Origin of the sequence: Flavobacterium zhoui, from assembly GCF_042787235.1 — a bacterium.
Classification (GTDB): domain Bacteria; phylum Bacteroidota; class Bacteroidia; order Flavobacteriales; family Flavobacteriaceae; genus Flavobacterium; species Flavobacterium zhoui.
Genome location: NZ_JBHZPY010000004.1, coordinates 1 through 16,435, shown reverse-complemented (window position 1 = coordinate 16,435; position 16,435 = coordinate 1). Strand labels below are relative to the sequence as shown.

At 34.1% G+C, this 16,435-nt stretch carries 14 protein-coding genes; 6 read left to right on the top strand and 8 right to left on the bottom strand.

Going from position 1 to position 16,435, the window contains the following annotated elements; all coding sequences use genetic code 11:
- Positions 1 to 3: 3 nt before the first annotated feature.
- The 5 genes from ACFX5F_RS06125 to ACFX5F_RS06105 all read right to left on the bottom strand — a co-directional run bounded on the left by ACFX5F_RS06125 (position 4) and on the right by ACFX5F_RS06105 (position 3,865).
- The gene (locus ACFX5F_RS06125; protein ID WP_379850920.1) at positions 4 to 306 is read right to left on the bottom strand and encodes a YtxH domain-containing protein; all 303 of its coding nucleotides are present in this window, start codon (positions 304 to 306) and stop codon (positions 4 to 6) included.
- 28 nt (positions 307 to 334) lie between these two features.
- Positions 335 to 478 (bottom strand): lmo0937 family membrane protein, encoded by a 144-nt coding sequence (locus ACFX5F_RS06120; RefSeq protein ID WP_139259973.1) that lies wholly within the window; start codon positions 476 to 478, stop codon positions 335 to 337.
- Between the two features lie 579 nt (positions 479 to 1,057).
- On the bottom strand, positions 1,058 to 2,842 hold the full coding sequence (locus ACFX5F_RS06115; protein ID WP_379850917.1) for a CHASE3 domain-containing protein: 1,785 nt from the start codon (positions 2,840 to 2,842) through the stop codon (positions 1,058 to 1,060).
- A gap of 1 nt (position 2,843) precedes the next feature.
- A complete protein-coding gene (locus ACFX5F_RS06110) occupies positions 2,844 to 3,290 on the bottom strand; it encodes a response regulator (protein ID WP_379850915.1) in 447 nt (148 codons plus the stop codon).
- Between the two features lie 11 nt (positions 3,291 to 3,301).
- Positions 3,302 to 3,865 (bottom strand): helix-turn-helix domain-containing protein, encoded by a 564-nt coding sequence (locus ACFX5F_RS06105; protein WP_379850913.1) that lies wholly within the window; start codon positions 3,863 to 3,865, stop codon positions 3,302 to 3,304.
- Positions 3,866 to 4,128: 263 nt separating this feature from the next.
- Between ACFX5F_RS06105 and pyrF the strand changes: the two genes are divergently transcribed.
- Positions 4,129 to 4,968 carry an orotidine-5'-phosphate decarboxylase gene (gene pyrF, locus ACFX5F_RS06100; protein ID WP_379850911.1) on the top strand — a complete coding sequence of 280 codons (840 nt, stop codon included), beginning with the start codon at positions 4,129 to 4,131 and terminating at the stop codon, positions 4,966 to 4,968.
- 172 nt (positions 4,969 to 5,140) lie between these two features.
- Positions 5,141 to 5,941, top strand: coding sequence for an ABC transporter substrate-binding protein (locus ACFX5F_RS06095; RefSeq protein WP_379850909.1), 801 nt, complete (start codon positions 5,141 to 5,143; stop codon positions 5,939 to 5,941).
- On the opposite strand, the gene ACFX5F_RS06090 is transcribed toward ACFX5F_RS06095, so the two are convergent.
- Positions 5,936 to 6,085 carry a hypothetical protein gene (locus tag ACFX5F_RS06090; RefSeq protein WP_379850907.1) on the bottom strand — a complete coding sequence of 50 codons (150 nt, stop codon included), beginning with the start codon at positions 6,083 to 6,085 and terminating at the stop codon, positions 5,936 to 5,938. The two genes, ACFX5F_RS06095 and ACFX5F_RS06090, sit on opposite strands and share 6 nt — an antisense overlap.
- 105 nt (positions 6,086 to 6,190) lie before the next feature.
- Here ACFX5F_RS06090 and ACFX5F_RS06085 point away from each other — a divergent pair, with 105 nt between their 5' ends.
- Complete coding sequence (locus tag ACFX5F_RS06085) at positions 6,191 to 6,976, top strand: alpha/beta fold hydrolase (protein ID WP_379850905.1); 786 nt, start codon at positions 6,191 to 6,193, stop codon at positions 6,974 to 6,976.
- Between the two features lie 585 nt (positions 6,977 to 7,561).
- Positions 7,562 to 8,218 (top strand): VOC family protein, encoded by a 657-nt coding sequence (locus ACFX5F_RS06080; RefSeq protein ID WP_379850903.1) that lies wholly within the window; start codon positions 7,562 to 7,564, stop codon positions 8,216 to 8,218.
- Positions 8,219 to 8,409: 191 nt separating this feature from the next.
- Here the strand turns inward: ACFX5F_RS06080 and purU are convergent, their stop codons facing one another.
- Entirely contained in the window at positions 8,410 to 9,264 is an 855-nt protein-coding gene (gene purU / locus ACFX5F_RS06075) for a formyltetrahydrofolate deformylase (RefSeq protein ID WP_379850901.1), read from the bottom strand.
- Positions 9,265 to 9,388: 124 nt separating this feature from the next.
- Positions 9,389 to 10,096, bottom strand: coding sequence for a DUF4197 domain-containing protein (locus ACFX5F_RS06070; RefSeq protein WP_379850899.1), 708 nt, complete (start codon positions 10,094 to 10,096; stop codon positions 9,389 to 9,391).
- A 289-nt stretch (positions 10,097 to 10,385) separates the two neighbouring features.
- On the opposite strand from ACFX5F_RS06070, the gene ACFX5F_RS06065 reads away from it, so the two are divergent.
- Together ACFX5F_RS06065 and ACFX5F_RS06060 are read left to right on the top strand one after the other, a co-directional pair.
- Positions 10,386 to 13,838, top strand: coding sequence for a methylmalonyl-CoA mutase family protein (locus ACFX5F_RS06065; protein ID WP_379850897.1), 3,453 nt, complete (start codon positions 10,386 to 10,388; stop codon positions 13,836 to 13,838).
- Between the two features lie 881 nt (positions 13,839 to 14,719).
- On the top strand, positions 14,720 to 16,435 hold a 1,716-nt coding region (locus ACFX5F_RS06060; protein WP_379850895.1), incomplete at its 3' end, for a SprB repeat-containing protein.

Genomic DNA, 16,435 nt, shown 5'->3' with positions numbered 1-16,435 from the left:
TTACTATCCTAAAATCACTGCTTTATTGATGTCTTTTAAGTTTTCTAAATTTGCTCTTTCTTCTTCCTGTATATTTTTCGTATTTCCCATCCATTTTTGGGAATCATTTTTAAGTTCACTGATAGTTTGAGTAATTTTATCAGATAATTTGCAAACGGAGTCTTTTAGGTTGTCATTGAGTTCTGAACCTTTGTCAGCGATTATTTTTCTGGTTTCGCTACCTTTTGCAGGAGCGAATAAAATTCCCAAAACAGTTCCTGCTGCAATACCCCCAAGAAGTCCTAATACTAAATTGCTATTTTTCATAATTATTGTTTTTTAAAAATTAAATTCTTTATCCTCTTATTACCCTTAATAAAATGGCAATAACTGCTATTACTAATAATATGTGAATGATACTGCCCACGCTATAAACGAAGAATCCTAAAGCCCAGAGTATTACTAATACGACTGCGACTATGTACAGTAAATTTTGCATGATGTAAATATTTTGTAGTTAATAATTAAAATTTTAAGGTTGCGTAAATATTCAGTACGCTATTTTTTTGATTGAATTATATTTGTTCTCATACAGCTAATAAAGGAGCTGTTCGTTCATTAAATTTAAGTTTAGTTTGTTATTTTATTTTTACAAAGATGCAAAGCTCATCGTAAATCGCTGTTACATCAATTTCAAATTTTATTACACAATTCAATGGTATTGTTTGAAATGATGGCCGTAATTGACAGGTTGTGTTTTTTTTCTTAGTGAATTTTTGCTGTTTCACAATCCAGTATTTACGAAGATGAATAGGTGGTTTAGGTATTCAATAGCTTGTTTAACCAGGAATCACTTTTATACTATTCTGTCGCAAAATTGAGATTAAAGAGCATACATTAAAGATCGCGAACCTGCAGGCGGAACACTATTTATACCTCTTGAAGATATGGTGGATTTTGAAAAAAAAGTAATTTGGAGGTTAGTAATTCGCTGTTAAATAGTGGAGGAATCAATTATCGCAGCGAATATAATATGATTTGTAAGCGTATCTAAAAATGCTATGACAAATAATAATAATTAGTCAGCACGAAGATAAATGCTAAAAATTGCGCCTTCGTTCAAGACTCCTTGTGCGAAGATAAAACCGTTATGGTTTTCGACTATTTTTTTGCAAATAGCAAGTCCAATTCCAGTACCTTCATACTCGTTTTTGTTGTGAAGTCTATTAAAGAGGATAAAAATCTTTTTTGCATATTCTTGCTCAAAACCAATACCATTATCTTCAAAAACAATTTTGTAATATCTATGATTGTTTTGTGGCAATAATTCTTCATCAGTAGCAATAATTGTCGAGCAATTTATTTTGATTATTGGCGTAATGCTCTCTTTGCTGTATTTCAAAGAATTACCTATTAAATTAATAAACAACTGCTGAATCTGGAACGGAATTACTTTAAGAGTTGGCAGTTCAGTACTTTCTATTATTGCTTTTTTCTCATCTATAATTTGAGTCAGTTCGTGTTTTGATTTTTCAAGTAAAACATTCAAATTTGCCTCTTCAAAATTCTTCTCGTTTTTATTTGTTCTTGAAAATTGTAATAGATCTTCAATAAGAATTCGCATTCGGTTTGCTGAGGATTGAATACTGGAAACATATTGTTGCCCGGATTTGGATAAGTTATCGTAATCTTTAGTTACTAATCTAGAAAGAAAAGTTTCGATTTTTCGCAGCGGTTCTTGCAAATCATGACTGGCAATGTAATTAAAAGCAGTTAATTCTTTATTGTTATTTTCCAATTCTCTGTTTCGATCTTCGATATAATTTTTAGCATGCACTTCTTCCGTAACATCACTTGTGGTTCCGATATGGGTTCTTCCACCAGAAGTAATTGTAACGACTCTTCCCAGAGCTCTAAAATATCGTATTTCCCCATCTTTTCTGATAACTCTATAAGTAAATGCCGGTAAGGTGGAATTGATGGGGATGTTTTTTTCGTTATCAATTACATATTGTAAATCATCAGGATGAACAAATTTGGAAAATTCCTCAATGCTTGCTTTAAAAGACTGCGGTTCACATCCCAATAATCGATATTCATTATCAGAGAAAGTGTACTCGTTAGTTTCTAAATTAAATTGCCAGCTTCCAAAACCACCTACAATTTCTGCAAGATTATTGGCTTCATTAGCTACAGATAAAGTGTAAATTGTCTTTTTCAGGGTAACTAAATCCCGATTCATTTTAATAAAAGCAATCGTGATTAAAATTAAGGTTACGATTAGGGTTAAATAAATGAGCAAAGGGGTATAATTCATGGTTGATTCATAGTCGTTTTGCCTGTTTTTCAAAAGATTTTTTTGTGCAATCATCATGCCTTCTATTTTCACCCGAATAGAATCCATTGCATTTTTACCAATGATTAAATTGTTTCTTAATAGTGTTTTATCATAATTTTCTTGTTCTGTTAGATATAATGTTTTTGAGAGGTAGTTTTGTCTTTTATTGATGTAAAACAATAAATTTTTTAGGTTGGCCTGTTGTGTTCTGCTATGAATAGTTAGTTTCGAAACTTTCTTATAAGAGTTTTTAACTAAATCCTTTGATTTTAAGTAAGGTACAAGGAAACTTTTATCTCTGGTTAAAATGTAACCTATTTGTCCAGTTTCGGCATCTTTAATGTGCGAAATCAACCGCTCAAGTTCCTCATTCACTTCATGGCTATTACTAACCCACGCTGAGGTTTTTTTTAAAACCGTAATATGCTTAAAAGTTATACCGCCAATAAAGAATATAACAGCTACTGATATAATAAAAATTATTTTTAATAATAAGGTTGAATTATGAAGTTGATTTTCTTTCATTTTACATTCTCATTAAAAAATTATCTTTATTTAATCCAGAGGTATGGTATTGCCAGTTTATGGTCACTACTTCTGAAAGTATTTTTTTTAAAGTCTCAAAATCATTTGGTTTTTTAATGTAAATATTGGCTCCATTTATAAATGTTTCTTCAATATGTTCTTCTGAAGAGGAGGTCGAGTATATGGCTATGGCTATATCATTGAATTTTTCATTTCTTTTGATTTCCGACAAACATTCTACGCCGTTCTTTTTCGGCATATTTAAGTCTAAAAATAAAACGTTCGGTAAAATTGAATCTGCATTATTGAGGTAATTCATCAATTCTGCACCATCATTAAATGTGCTTACCTTTGTTTTTATTTTCAATTCATCAAAAGCATCGGTAAAAAATAGTCGGTCATCCTGGTCATCATCAGCCAAGCAGATGTTTATGTAGTCTTCTGTCATGTTATATAGGATTAGCTATTGTTTTTATTTGTAAATTCTTTTCTTTTTAATATAATCCTCTGAAACGCTGATGGTGTCATTCCTGTATTGTTTTTGAACTGCGTGCTTAGATGCGCTACGCTGGAGTAATTTAATTGTATCGAAATCTCCGTCAAATTCATATTGGTGTTGATGATCAGGTGTTTTGCTAATTCAATTTTTTGAATTATAATGTAATTTTCAATTGAGGTGTAGGTGACTTCAGAGAAAACACCAGATAGATACACGTAGCTTAGATTTAATTTTTCGGCTATGTATACGGAGCTTTTTACATTCGGAGGCGTGTCGCTGGTCACCATTTCTACTATGGTATCTTTTATTTTTTGAACCAATACACTCTTTTGGTTTTCAACGATTTCAATTCCATATTCTTGAAAATATTCTGTTAGTTCTACGAGTTTTTCATTAGGTACTTTTTCTAAAAAATTGAACTCACCAAAACCAACAATCTTAAATTTATATCCCAATTCGGATAATTTATCTTCAATGATTTTTTTAGTTAATTGCGGATAATTGTACTTTAAATATACTTTCATATTAGCTTGCCTGATTTTTTAATAAATTTATGAAATAAATTTATGAAATAAATGATTGAATGATTTTTTGTTGACTTGGCACATTATTGAATTTTGTATTTGTAGGTGATTTCATTCCTAATCAGCTCTGTAAAAAAAGCGTAGCCGTAAATTTATTATTTATGTTTTTTTTAATTGTTATGAAATTTTACATTTTTATAACAGCATTTTAGCCAATATTGATTCTATGTTTGTAATTTTGCCCGACAACTACAAAAATAACAATGACTACACAACAACTTATTGACCAAATTAGAATTAAGAAATCATTCCTATGCGTAGGATTAGATGTTGATTCGAAAAAAATTCCGCAGCATTTATTAGAACTGGAAGATCCTATTTTTGAATTCAATAAAGCCATAATCGATGCCACTCATGATTTGGTGGTTTCCTACAAACCTAATACTGCTTTTTATGAGGCATACGGAATAAAAGGATGGATGTCGTTGCAAAAAACAATCAATTATATCAATGAAAAATATCCGGATATCTTTACGATTGCTGATGCAAAGCGAGGTGATATAGGAAATACTTCGTCCATGTATGCCAAAGCTTTTTTTGAAGATTTGAATTTTGACAGTGTTACTGTTGCTCCTTATATGGGAAAAGATTCAGTAGAGCCTTTTCTTGCTTTCGAAAATAAACATACCATTATGTTGGCCTTAACTTCAAACGAAGGTGCTTTTGATTTCCAGACGTTAAACGTTCCCGACGCTTCGGGAGGAAAAGAATTGTACAAACAAATATTAGAAACGTCTAAAACTTGGAGAAACAGTGAAAATTTGATGTATGTTGTAGGGGCTACAAAAGCGGAATACTTTACTGAAATTCGTAAAATTGTCCCTGATAGTTTCTTGCTTGTTCCTGGAGTGGGCGCACAAGGCGGAAATCTGGCTGAAGTTTGTAAATACGGTATGAATGCCAATGTAGGATTGCTGATTAATTCTTCTCGTGGAATTATTTATGCTTCAAACGGAACTGATTTTGTTGAAAAAGCAAGAGAAGAAGCGTTTAAAATGCAACAGGAAATGGAAGGGATTATGAGTTTAAAGTTTAATCTGTAATAGTTTAAGGTTTAAGGTTTAAAGTTTTTTGGATTGTGAATAAAAAAATAAAATCATTAATTTTATTTTTTCTTAATGCCTAAATGGTTAAAAAGCTTTGTACTCCTTGTGAAAACTGATGCTACCATTGCAGTTAAACTTTTAAACTTTAAACAATTTAAACATATCTCTTTTGAAACAAAAAACGTTAATCGATCAACTCGGAACTTCCCATTCTTTTGAAACTTCGCCCAAGCGAATTATTTCACTGGTTCCATCGCAAACGGAATTGTTGTATGATTTAGGTTTGGAAGCTCGCATTATTGGAATTACCAAATTCTGTGTGCATCCGTATCATTTGAAATCTACCAAGAAAATTGTTGGGGGAACCAAGAAAGTGCATTTTGAAAAAATTAGATTGTTGCAACCGGATATTATCATTTGCAACAAAGAGGAGAATACACAAGAAATTGTTGAGGAATTAAGTAAAATTTGTCCGGTTTGGGTAACGAATATCATCACCATTGAAGATAATTTCCAAATGATTTCTGATTTCGGTCAACTTTTCAATTGCAGGACTGAAGCTCAGAAATGGAACGATAAATTGGCTTTTGCCTTGAGCGATTTTAAAAACTTCATCAAAGATAAACCAGTTAAAAAAGCGGCTTATTTTATTTGGAAAAATCCTTTTATGGTCGCTGGTTCAGATAATTTCATTAATGAATTACTGAAACTGAACCACTTTCAGAATATTTATGACAATAAAGGGCGTTACCCGGAAATCGAACTCAAAAAAATGCGTTTAGAGGGCGACCCGGATTTGGTTTTTCTGTCTTCGGAGCCTTATCCCTTCAAGGAAGAAGATGCTTTTGAGATTGGGCGACATACGCACCATGCAAAAACGGTATTTGTAGACGGTGAGATGTTTTCCTGGTACGGAAGCAGGTTGCTGAAAGCGTTTGAGTATTTTAAGAGATTACATTTAAAATTATAATTCGCATTCCTCAAGGACTAATTCTTCTGCGGTAACTATGTTTTTTGTAGGCGTTTTTTCAATATTAAAATTTTGATCAGCAAGTATTTGGTATTCTTTTTTAAGCTTTTCTATTTCATTTTTCTCTTTCAATAATCCTATCATGGGTGTAATTTTTTGCAAATTTACGTTTTGTAAATAATAATTCCGCAATATTATTTGTTAAGAATTGAATTTAAAATTAATGTCATATTTTTGCAATAAAAACAAGTGATCAATTACACCATTTACAAGAACGAAAATAGCGAGCAGTGGGTAACTTTTGTTCATGGCGCTGGTGGAAGTTCTTCCATCTGGTTTAAACAAATTCGGGATTTTCAAAAACACTATAATGTACTTTTGTTGGATTTACGAGGACATGGCGAATCAAAACCGACCTTGAAAACTGCTTTCAAACAGAAATATACATTTTCGGCTCTTGCCAATGATATTCTGGAAGTTTTAGATCATCTTAAAATCGAAAAGTCTCATTTTGTAGGGATTTCATTAGGAACAATTCTAATCAGACAATTAGCAGAAATGTATCCAGAACGAGTACAAAGTATGATACTTGGTGGTGCAATCTTAAAAATGAATTTCCGATCGCAGGTTTTAATGCGATTGGGGAATATGTTCAAATATGTATTGCCATATCTGGTTTTATATGAATTTTTTGCTTTTGTGATTATGCCTAAAAAGAGCCACAAGCAATCGCGAATACTTTTTATCAACGAGGCCAAAAAGTTATACCAAAAAGAATTTATAAAGTGGTTTAAACTTACTGCTGAAATAAATCCGGTGTTAAGATGGTTTCGCCAAGTGGAATTAAATATCCCAACGCTCTATGTTATGGGAGAAGAGGATTATATGTTTTTACCTTCAGTCCGTAAAGTAGTGGAAAAGCATTATAGATCTTCAAAACTCTTTGTGATCGAAAAATGTGGACATGTGGTAAACGTGGAGCAGCCTATTGCTTTCAATGATGCTGTGCTTTCTTTTATAAATACTACCAAATAAAAAATGCCTGCATCCTATAGATGCAAGCAATTCTTTAACTAACCAAAACCAAAATAATAAATAACCAGTTTATTACTCTGCAAAGATCAGTAATATATGAATATTTTGCTGTTAAGATTATGTTATTACTTTGTTGTATATAAGTTAAGTTTTATGATTTTTCTAAGTAATTGTTTTATAGTAGATTAGGTGCCTTTAAAAATTGTATCTTTAGTTTCCTATTTTTTTATTGGTCACAGCAATAGTTAAAACTATGCACTTTAGTGCATTTCGCTTTAGCTTCTAAAAAATGTGTGGCCACAGATTAAATGGATTATCACTGATTAATCTGTGTGAATCTTGTTAATCTGTGGCATATTAAAAAGCTTTAACCTTGCAGACTTTAAGTCTGCCAAACCAAATCTATGGACTTCAAGTCCAAAGTGGTTTAGTTGATGTGTAAAACGCAATTTTTTGATTTTTTTCAAAACATAAAATTGTCAATTCTACAACTGTTTATGATAATCGAATCGTAGCAGTAATCGCTGCAGGATTAGAAGTTGAGGTTGATTTGTTAGAAAAATTAAAATTTTCAAATAATACAGGATGAATATTCTCGAATTTGAATTGTTAACAGATGATATCAATGAAACCGAGTTGTTTTACAATGCTGTTATTGGGTTAAAGACTATTTCGAAAACCAATTCGGGTATTTCTTTTATAGCTGGTTCCACAAAACTGACATTTAGGACTTCGGAAAATATAGAGCCGATATATCATTTTGCTTTTGATATTCCAAACAACAAATTGATAGAGTCGTTTCTTTGGATAGAAAATAAGACCGAGATTTTGGATGTAATTCCGCCAGATAAAATTGCAAACTTCTATAATTGGAATGCAAAGTCCTTCTACTTTTATGATAATAATGGAAATATCTTAGAATTCATTGCTAGGTATGATCTAGATAATGCATCGGAGAAACCGTTTGATGGTTCGTCTGTTTTATCCATTAGTGAAATTGGTTTGGTTACCAAAAATGTTTCGCAGTTAAGTGATGAATTTTGTAAAAAGTATAATCTTTCGATATTTCCAAAGCAGCCTAAACTAGATAAATTCATTGTTTTAGGAACGGATACTGGACTTTTCATCCTTGTGGAAGAAAACAGAGATTGGTATCCAACGTATAAAAAAGCAAAATCATTCTGGACAAAAGTACTATTTGACAATAAGGGGAAAACGAGGGAAATTGAAAGTTTAAGTTAAAATAAATGCTCACTTGAGATACAAAAACTGATAGGATAGTAAACACGAATTTCACTAATTTGCAGGAATTAATTCGTGCAAATTAGTGAAATTCGTGTTTAATTTTTTAAATGTCAACTTAAAAAAACAGAGTGTAAAGTTGTGTTCACATTGTAGTTAAAAGGGATCTTTTTTAAATAGGAGTGGGGATCCTAAGAAAACACCACCGTTTTGTTATTATACACCATCGTTTTTCGTTCTGCATGCAATTTTACAGCTCTCGCCAAAACAGAACGTTCCAGATCGCGTCCTTTCATAATAAAATCGTCTATGGAATGACTGTGAGTAACTCTTGAAATATCCTGCTCAATAATAGGTCCTTCATCTAATCCTTCCGTAACATAGTGGCTGGTTGCCCCAATAATCTTAACGCCACGTTTAAAAGCCGAATGATAGGGCTTCGCGCCAGGAAACGCAGGTAAAAAAGAATGATGAATATTGATGATTTGGTTCTTGTAAAGTGCAATCAAATTGGGCGTTATTATTTGCATATAGCGCGCCAAAACAATAAAGTCGATAGCATATTCTTTCAATAATTCCATCTGTTGTTGCTCGCCTTCCGTTTTAATTTCTTTAGTAAAAGGAACATAATGAAACGGAATATCAAAACGTTCCGCAACGGATCTTAAATCTTCGTGATTACTAATGATTAAGGGAATTTCAAGTGGCAATTCACCGGCGCTATATCGTCCTAAAATGTCATACAAACAGTGATCATATTTAGATACAAATAACGCCATCTTAGGTTTGTGCTCTTGCGTATAGATTTCCCAAGACATATTAAACGGAGTCGCTAAATTAGTTTGAAAGTCTTTTTTTATAACCTCCATATCCCAATTTTGAGAACTGAATTCACATTCCAATCGCATGAAAAATACATTTTCATCGGCATCAACGTGTTGGTCTAAATAAATAATGTTTCCTTCAATTGAAGCAATGTAGCTGGTTACAGAGGCAATAATCGCCTTTTGATCTTCGCAATGTATGAGTATGGTAATCTTTTGCATTTTTATTTTGTTAGTGGGCTGAATTTGTAAAGTTCAAAAGTTTATTCTCAAAACTAATCTTATATTTTTTTATAAAAAAACCTAATTAGGGTATTTAATGTTCTAAAAAAGGGGTTTCTTTAGACTAGTTTTTGTCCTGCATCGCAAAAACTTTTTGCAATAAAATAGAAGTTCTTGAAGCGATATTTGTTCTAATGTTTTTTTCTTCGACCGCAACCATTTTAAAAACGCCATTCAACGCTTGATTCGTTACGTAATCAGTTAAATCAGGATTTACTTTGTTGATTAATGGAATACTGTTGTATTTAGTTATAATGTTTGCCCAAACTTTATCTGCGCCCACTTTAGTAAATGAATTTTTAATCACCGGATTGAATTTTCCGTATAAAGCCGTCGAAGTACTGTTTTGTAAATAAGTAGTCGCCGAACTTTCATTTCCCATCAAAATCGATTTGGCATCCATAAAAGTCATGTTTCTAACGGCATCAACAAATATTGGAGTTGCTTCCTTCACCGCGTCTTCGGCAGCACGATTCAACACTTTCAACCCTTCATCAGCCAATGAACTCAAACCAATTCTTCTCAAACCGGTATCTACTTTTCTTAATTCCTCCGGCAATAAAATTTTTACGGCTTCATTTCTGTAAAAACCATCGGTAGCCGTCAATTTAGTAACTTGCTTTGAAATTCCATTGTTCAATGCTTCCTTTAATCCTCCGGCAATATCAACCCCTCCGATTCCCTGCGTTTGTGGTAATTGATTCAGAACCTGTTGCATTTCGGCACAACTGGAAAGAGACACCGCCACTATTAAAATTAAAATTTTTTTCATCTTAAATTGTTTTTATAGATTTAATTCGTCTGTTTGCCATGCGACTTGTGTAAAAATACTACTTATTCAAAAACAAAGCCACAATTATTTTTAGGAGCACAAATTTTAGGATTTATTAAGGAACAGTTGTCCCGCTTTCGCCTTTATCTCTTCGTTTCACTGCGAGGATATCGGCTCAATCGGGGCTAAATAACAAAATCCTTGCTTATTTATCAACAACTATGACTGACATTAAATAATTTTTAAAATAAAATCGTAAATTGCACACTTAAATTATCATATTCATAAAATGGAACCCGTAAAACCGTATATCCCTGTTAATAAAGTAAGAATTGTAACCGCAGCAGCCCTTTTTGATGGTCACGATGCAGCAATCAACATCATGCGTAGAATTATTCAATCTACTGGTGTTGAGGTGATTCATTTGGGTCATGACCGTAGCGTGGAGGAAGTAGTCAATACTGCGATTCAAGAAGATGCCAATGCCATTGCAATAACATCGTATCAAGGAGGTCACAACGAATATTTCAAATATATGTACGACCTGCTTCAAGAAAAAGGAGCCGGGCAAATCAAAATATTTGGAGGAGGAGGAGGAGTGATCCTACCTTCTGAAATAGCAGAATTACAGGCTTATGGAATCACCAGAATTTATGCACCAGATGATGGGCGTGCCATGGGATTGCAAGGAATGATAAATGATTTAGTACAACAATCTGATTACGCTATTGGAGATAAATTGACTGATGAAATTAATCATTTGGAAGAAAAAAATCCAAAAGCAATTGCCAGAATAATCTCTTCTGCTGAGAATTTTCCTGATGTAGCGGCTGCAACTTTAGATGCAATTCATAAAAAAAATGCCGATTGTAAAACGCCGGTTTTAGGAATTACTGGGACGGGTGGAGCAGGAAAATCATCTCTGGTAGATGAATTAGTACGTCGTTTCCTTATCGACTTTCCAGAAAAAACTATCGGATTAATATCTGTAGATCCATCAAAACGAAAAACAGGTGGTGCACTTTTAGGAGATAGAATCCGTATGAACGCCATCAATAATCCTCGTGTTTATATGCGCTCTTTGGCAACACGTCAATCTAATTTGGCTTTGTCTAAATATGTAGCCGAAGCTATCCAAGTAATCAAAGCGGCAAATTATGACATCATTATTCTGGAAACTTCTGGAATTGGGCAATCTGATACGGAAATCATGGACCATTCTGATGTGTCCTTATATGTAATGACACCTGAATTTGGTGCTGCAACGCAATTGGAAAAAATCGACATGCTTGATTTTGCTGACTTGGTAGCAATAAACAAATTTGACAAACGCGGTTCTCTTGATGCGTTAAGAGACGTGAAAAAACAATACCAACGCAATCATAATCTTTGGGATGCTAATTTAGATACACTTCCGGTTTTCGGGACCATTGCTTCGCAGTTTAACGACCCGGGAATGAATACGCTTTACAAAGCGATTATGGATAAAGTCCATGAGAAAACGAATTCTGATTTGAAATCAACTTTCAAAATCACTCGTGAAATGAGCGAGAAGATTTTCGTAATTCCGCCACACAGAACCCGTTATTTATCTGAAATTGCAGAAAGCAACAGAAAATATGATGTTACAGCGGTTAGTCAGGAACAAGTTGCGCAAAAATTATACGGGATTTTTAAAACACTTGAAAGTGTTTCTGGCAAATTCCCAGTCATAAACAAAACGGGAATCGATGATGATTCGGTTTTGCCAACGGCTTTAGAAACAGAAAAACAAGGAGTTGCTGAAAATAAAATTTTCCTAAATCTTTTACTGAATCAGTTTGATAAAGTAAAAATGGACTTAGATCCGTACAATTGGGAAATCATTTTGACTTGGAACGAAAAAGTAAATAAGTACAAAAATCCGGTTTATACCTTCAAAGTTCGTGATCGAGAAATCAAAATGGCAACGCATACAGAGTCGCTTTCACATTCTCAAATCCCGAAAATTGCATTGCCAAAGTATAAAGCTTGGGGTGATATTTTACGTTGGTGTCTGCAGGAAAATGTTCCTGGAGAATTTCCATTTACTGCAGGATTGTATCCTTTCAAACGTGAAGGGGAAGATCCTTCTCGTATGTTTGCTGGAGAAGGTGGACCGGAAAGAACTAATAAACGTTTTCATTATGTGAGTGCAGGATTGCCTGCAAAACGATTATCTACGGCTTTTGACAGCGTAACTTTGTACGGAAACGATCCGCATGTACGTCCGGATATTTATGGGAAAATTGGTAATGCCGGAGTTTCCATTTGTTGTTTGGATGATGCTAAAAAGCTATATTCTGGTTTCGATTTGGTTCATGCGATGACTTCGGTGAGTATGACTATTAATGGACCAGCACCAATGTTATTAGGCTTTTTCATGAATGCGGCTATTGACCAACAATGTGAGTTTTACATCAAAGAAAATGGTCTTGAGAAAGAAGTTGAAGCAAAAGTCAACAAAATATATGCAGCAAAAGGAGTTGAAAGACCGCATTATCAAGGGGATTTACCGGAAGGAAATAACGGTTTAGGATTGATGCTTTTGGGCGTTACCGGAGATCAGGTTTTACCTTTGGAAGTATATAATGATATCAAAGCAAGAACCTTGTCTCAAGTTCGTGGAACGGTTCAAGCAGATATTCTTAAAGAAGATCAGGCGCAAAACACCTGTATTTTCTCAACTGAATTTGCTTTGCGATTAATGGGTGACGTACAAGAATATTTCATTACTAAGAATGTAAGAAACTTTTATTCGGTTTCTATTTCAGGATATCACATTGCCGAAGCAGGAGCAAATCCGATCACACAATTAGCTTTCACACTATCAAATGGTTTCACGTATGTGGAATATTATTTGAGTCGTGGGATGAATATCAATGATTTTGGACCAAATTTATCGTTCTTCTTTTCGAATGGAGTAGATCCTGAATATGCAGTTATTGGTCGTGTAGCACGTAAAATTTGGGCAAAAGCCATGAAAAACAAATACGGAGCTAACGAACGCGCTCAAATGTTGAAATACCACATTCAGACTTCTGGACGTTCACTTCACGCACAAGAAATTGATTTCAATGATATTCGTACTACTTTGCAAGCTTTGTATGCCATTTATGATAATTGTAATTCATTGCATACTAATGCGTATGATGAAGCAATTACCACACCAACAGAAGAGTCGGTGCGTCGTGCGATGGCAATTCAGTTGATTATCAATAAAGAATTAGGTCTTGCCAAAAACGAAAACCCAATTCAAGGAGCTTTCATAATTGAAGAATTAACAGACTTGGTAGAAGCTGCAGTTTTACAGGAATTCGACAGAATAACCGAACGTGGCGGGGTGCTTGGTGCTATGGAAACCATGTACCAACGATCAAAAATTCAGGAAGAAAGCTTGTATTATGAAACCCTGAAACATACAGGTGAATTCCCCATCATTGGTGTGAATACATTCTTGAGTTCCAAAGGTTCTCCAACGGTGATTCCAGCCGAAGTTATTCGTGCCACCGAAGAAGAAAAGCAATACCAAATCGATATGTTGAACCATTTACACCAGTCCAATCAGGATTTGGTAAATGAGCATTTAAATGCACTTCAGGAAGCAGCTATTAAAAACGAAAATTTATTTGAACATTTGATGGAAGCAACTAAGGTTTGTTCTTTGGGACAAATTACTTCGGCGTTGTTTGAAGTGGGTGGTCAATATAGAAGAAATATGTAATTAAATAACGACTTTTTTGCCCGGCAGAAAGTGGGTGAATCGCTTATTATTTTTTTAAAATATTTAAAAAAACCTTTCAGAAATGGAAGGTTTTTTCTTTGTATTCAATTAAAAAATAGTAATTGAAGTAAGAAAATGATTCTTAATTTTAATAGTCATTTTTAACACGTAAGAAGCTGTTAATCAATTATTTATAAATAAAATTATTTTTATTTGCATATTTATTTTCTTACTTTACGATGTTAATTATCGGCTAAATAAGCATTTTGTCGATTTTGCTGTAGCTTTTTTTTTATCTTTTTATTTTATGATTAGTTTTATGTAAGAAAAAGTTAATTCGTTTTTTTTTATGGCTTTAGGATTCTATTAGGAAATAGATTTTTGTTCCCCACATTTAATATTTCCTGTGTTTGAACGTTGACTTCAATACCTTTTTTATTGAAGATGACTCAGTAACGGTAAGTCGCATTTCCCCGATGTGTATTATTCCAGTAACAACCTTTTTATCTGTTTAATTGAATCGTTTTGAAATTAATCTAATCCATTTTTACAAATCGATTTTGGTAAATGATAAAGATATTTTTATTGTCCTGATAAAAATATTCTTTTGATGATGGTTGACTTCATGATTTTTATCTGAAGAGATGTCTTCGCCCTTAATCCTTGAACTTCCTATTAAATCAAATCTATGGTGTTAAAATACTATTATTATGAAAAAGAATACAATTTTTAAGTTTTTCGATTTCTTATACAACAAAATAATATGTTGCTTTTTAACGAAAAACACTATTTCTAAATTAAATTTTATAAAATTTAATAAGAGAAATTATAGCGATTATCTATCGAGATTATGGTGCCTTTATGGGCACCAATGGCTTACAATGTCACTTTTATTGGTGACAATTTTAATGACCGGCATTAGTGCTAATGCACAGGGGTCCATTAGAGGTATAGTACCTGTGATATCCCCTAAGAGCGGTTCGGGAGTTGATGGCGATGCTTATGCTCATTCTCCGGCCGGATATGAAAATGTAGGCGACTTGTTTGATTCGCAGCACCCTGACATTAATGGTCATGGTGTGATTAACCCATTTACAGGGGAACTACTTTATCCTGGCCAAACTTTTTTCCTGCAGGATAGGTATGAAAATGATTTGAGCATTTTTACTATGTCCAATAAAATTAATGACAATCCCAATACTTATACCTGGGGTCCAGGGAATTCACCAAACAAAAATGAAATCGAAAATGCTGGTGCTCATTTTAGTTATGGTGATCCGGCTTTGGGTGGATTAGCAACGGATTTATGGTGTTTGTTTGCCGGCGACCGTCAGGTTACGACCGGTAGTAGTTATATTGATTTTGAATTTTTACAGAAATCATTGACCATAACTGGTGCAACGACTGACGCTGCTGGAAATATAACTGGAGGTAGTGGAAGTTTTACTACTTTGGGAACCGAAGGCGGTCGCACAGTTGGTGACATTCTGATTACGATTGAGTTTACCAATGGTGGCGGTGATGCAAATGCAGTAATTAGAGTATGGACAGCTAAAGCTGGAGGTGGTTATGAATATGTAATTCATCCTAACTCAGAGTTTTTAGGCAGAATTTTTATCACTAATAATACCTCGCCGACCCATGTACCCTTTGATGTATATGGCAGCGATCCCAATGGTACCGGCGTTGGAGGTGATTATGGTGTGAATCAATGGGCAGAGGGTGCTATCAATCTCAGTCAAGTGTTCGCAGCTGCAAAAGATCCTTGCTTTTCACTCAGTACTTTATTTATTAGAACTAGATCTTCTGGAAATTCACAACAATCTGAATTGAAAGATTTCCCAGGAGCTCCTATTCAATTCAAAGTAGATTCTAATCCAAAAGCCGTTGCAGTTGCTACTAATCCAGTATGTAATGGTGGATTTGGTTCAGTTAATATTACTGTAACAGGAGGCACTGCTCCCTATACTTTCTCATGGACCGGTCCAAATAATTTTACGGCAAGCACTGAAGATCTTACTAATGTTTTAGCAGGAACTTATCAGTATACAGTTACAAGTTCAAACGGATGTTTAACAACCGGATCTGTAATTGTTGGTCAGCCACCGGCAATAGTAGTATCATCAGCAACACTAGTTAGTCCTAAATGTAATGGCGGAACCGACGGTTCGATTACCATTACCGCTTCAGGAGGAACAGGAACGTTGATGTATTCTGCCAATGACGGCACAACGTACCAAGCATCGAATGTATTCAGCGGACTAGCTGCTGGAAGCTATTTATGGGCGGTAAAAGATTCCAATAATTGCGTGTTGAAAGGAACAGTTACCATAACTCAACCAACTATTTTGTTGGCGACAGACGCTCATGCTGATTTGAAATGTAACGGTGGATCTGATGGTTCAGTTACGGTAACATTCTCAGGCGGAACAGCTCCTTATATGGTAAACTTCAATGGCGCAGGTTATGTGGCTCAAACTTCTCCAAAAGTATATGCAGGTCTAGCGGCCGGTACCTATACTTGGATGGTTAAAGATGCCAACGGTTGTATCACGCAAGGATCAGAAGTAGTTGGACAACCAACTATTTTGGTAGCG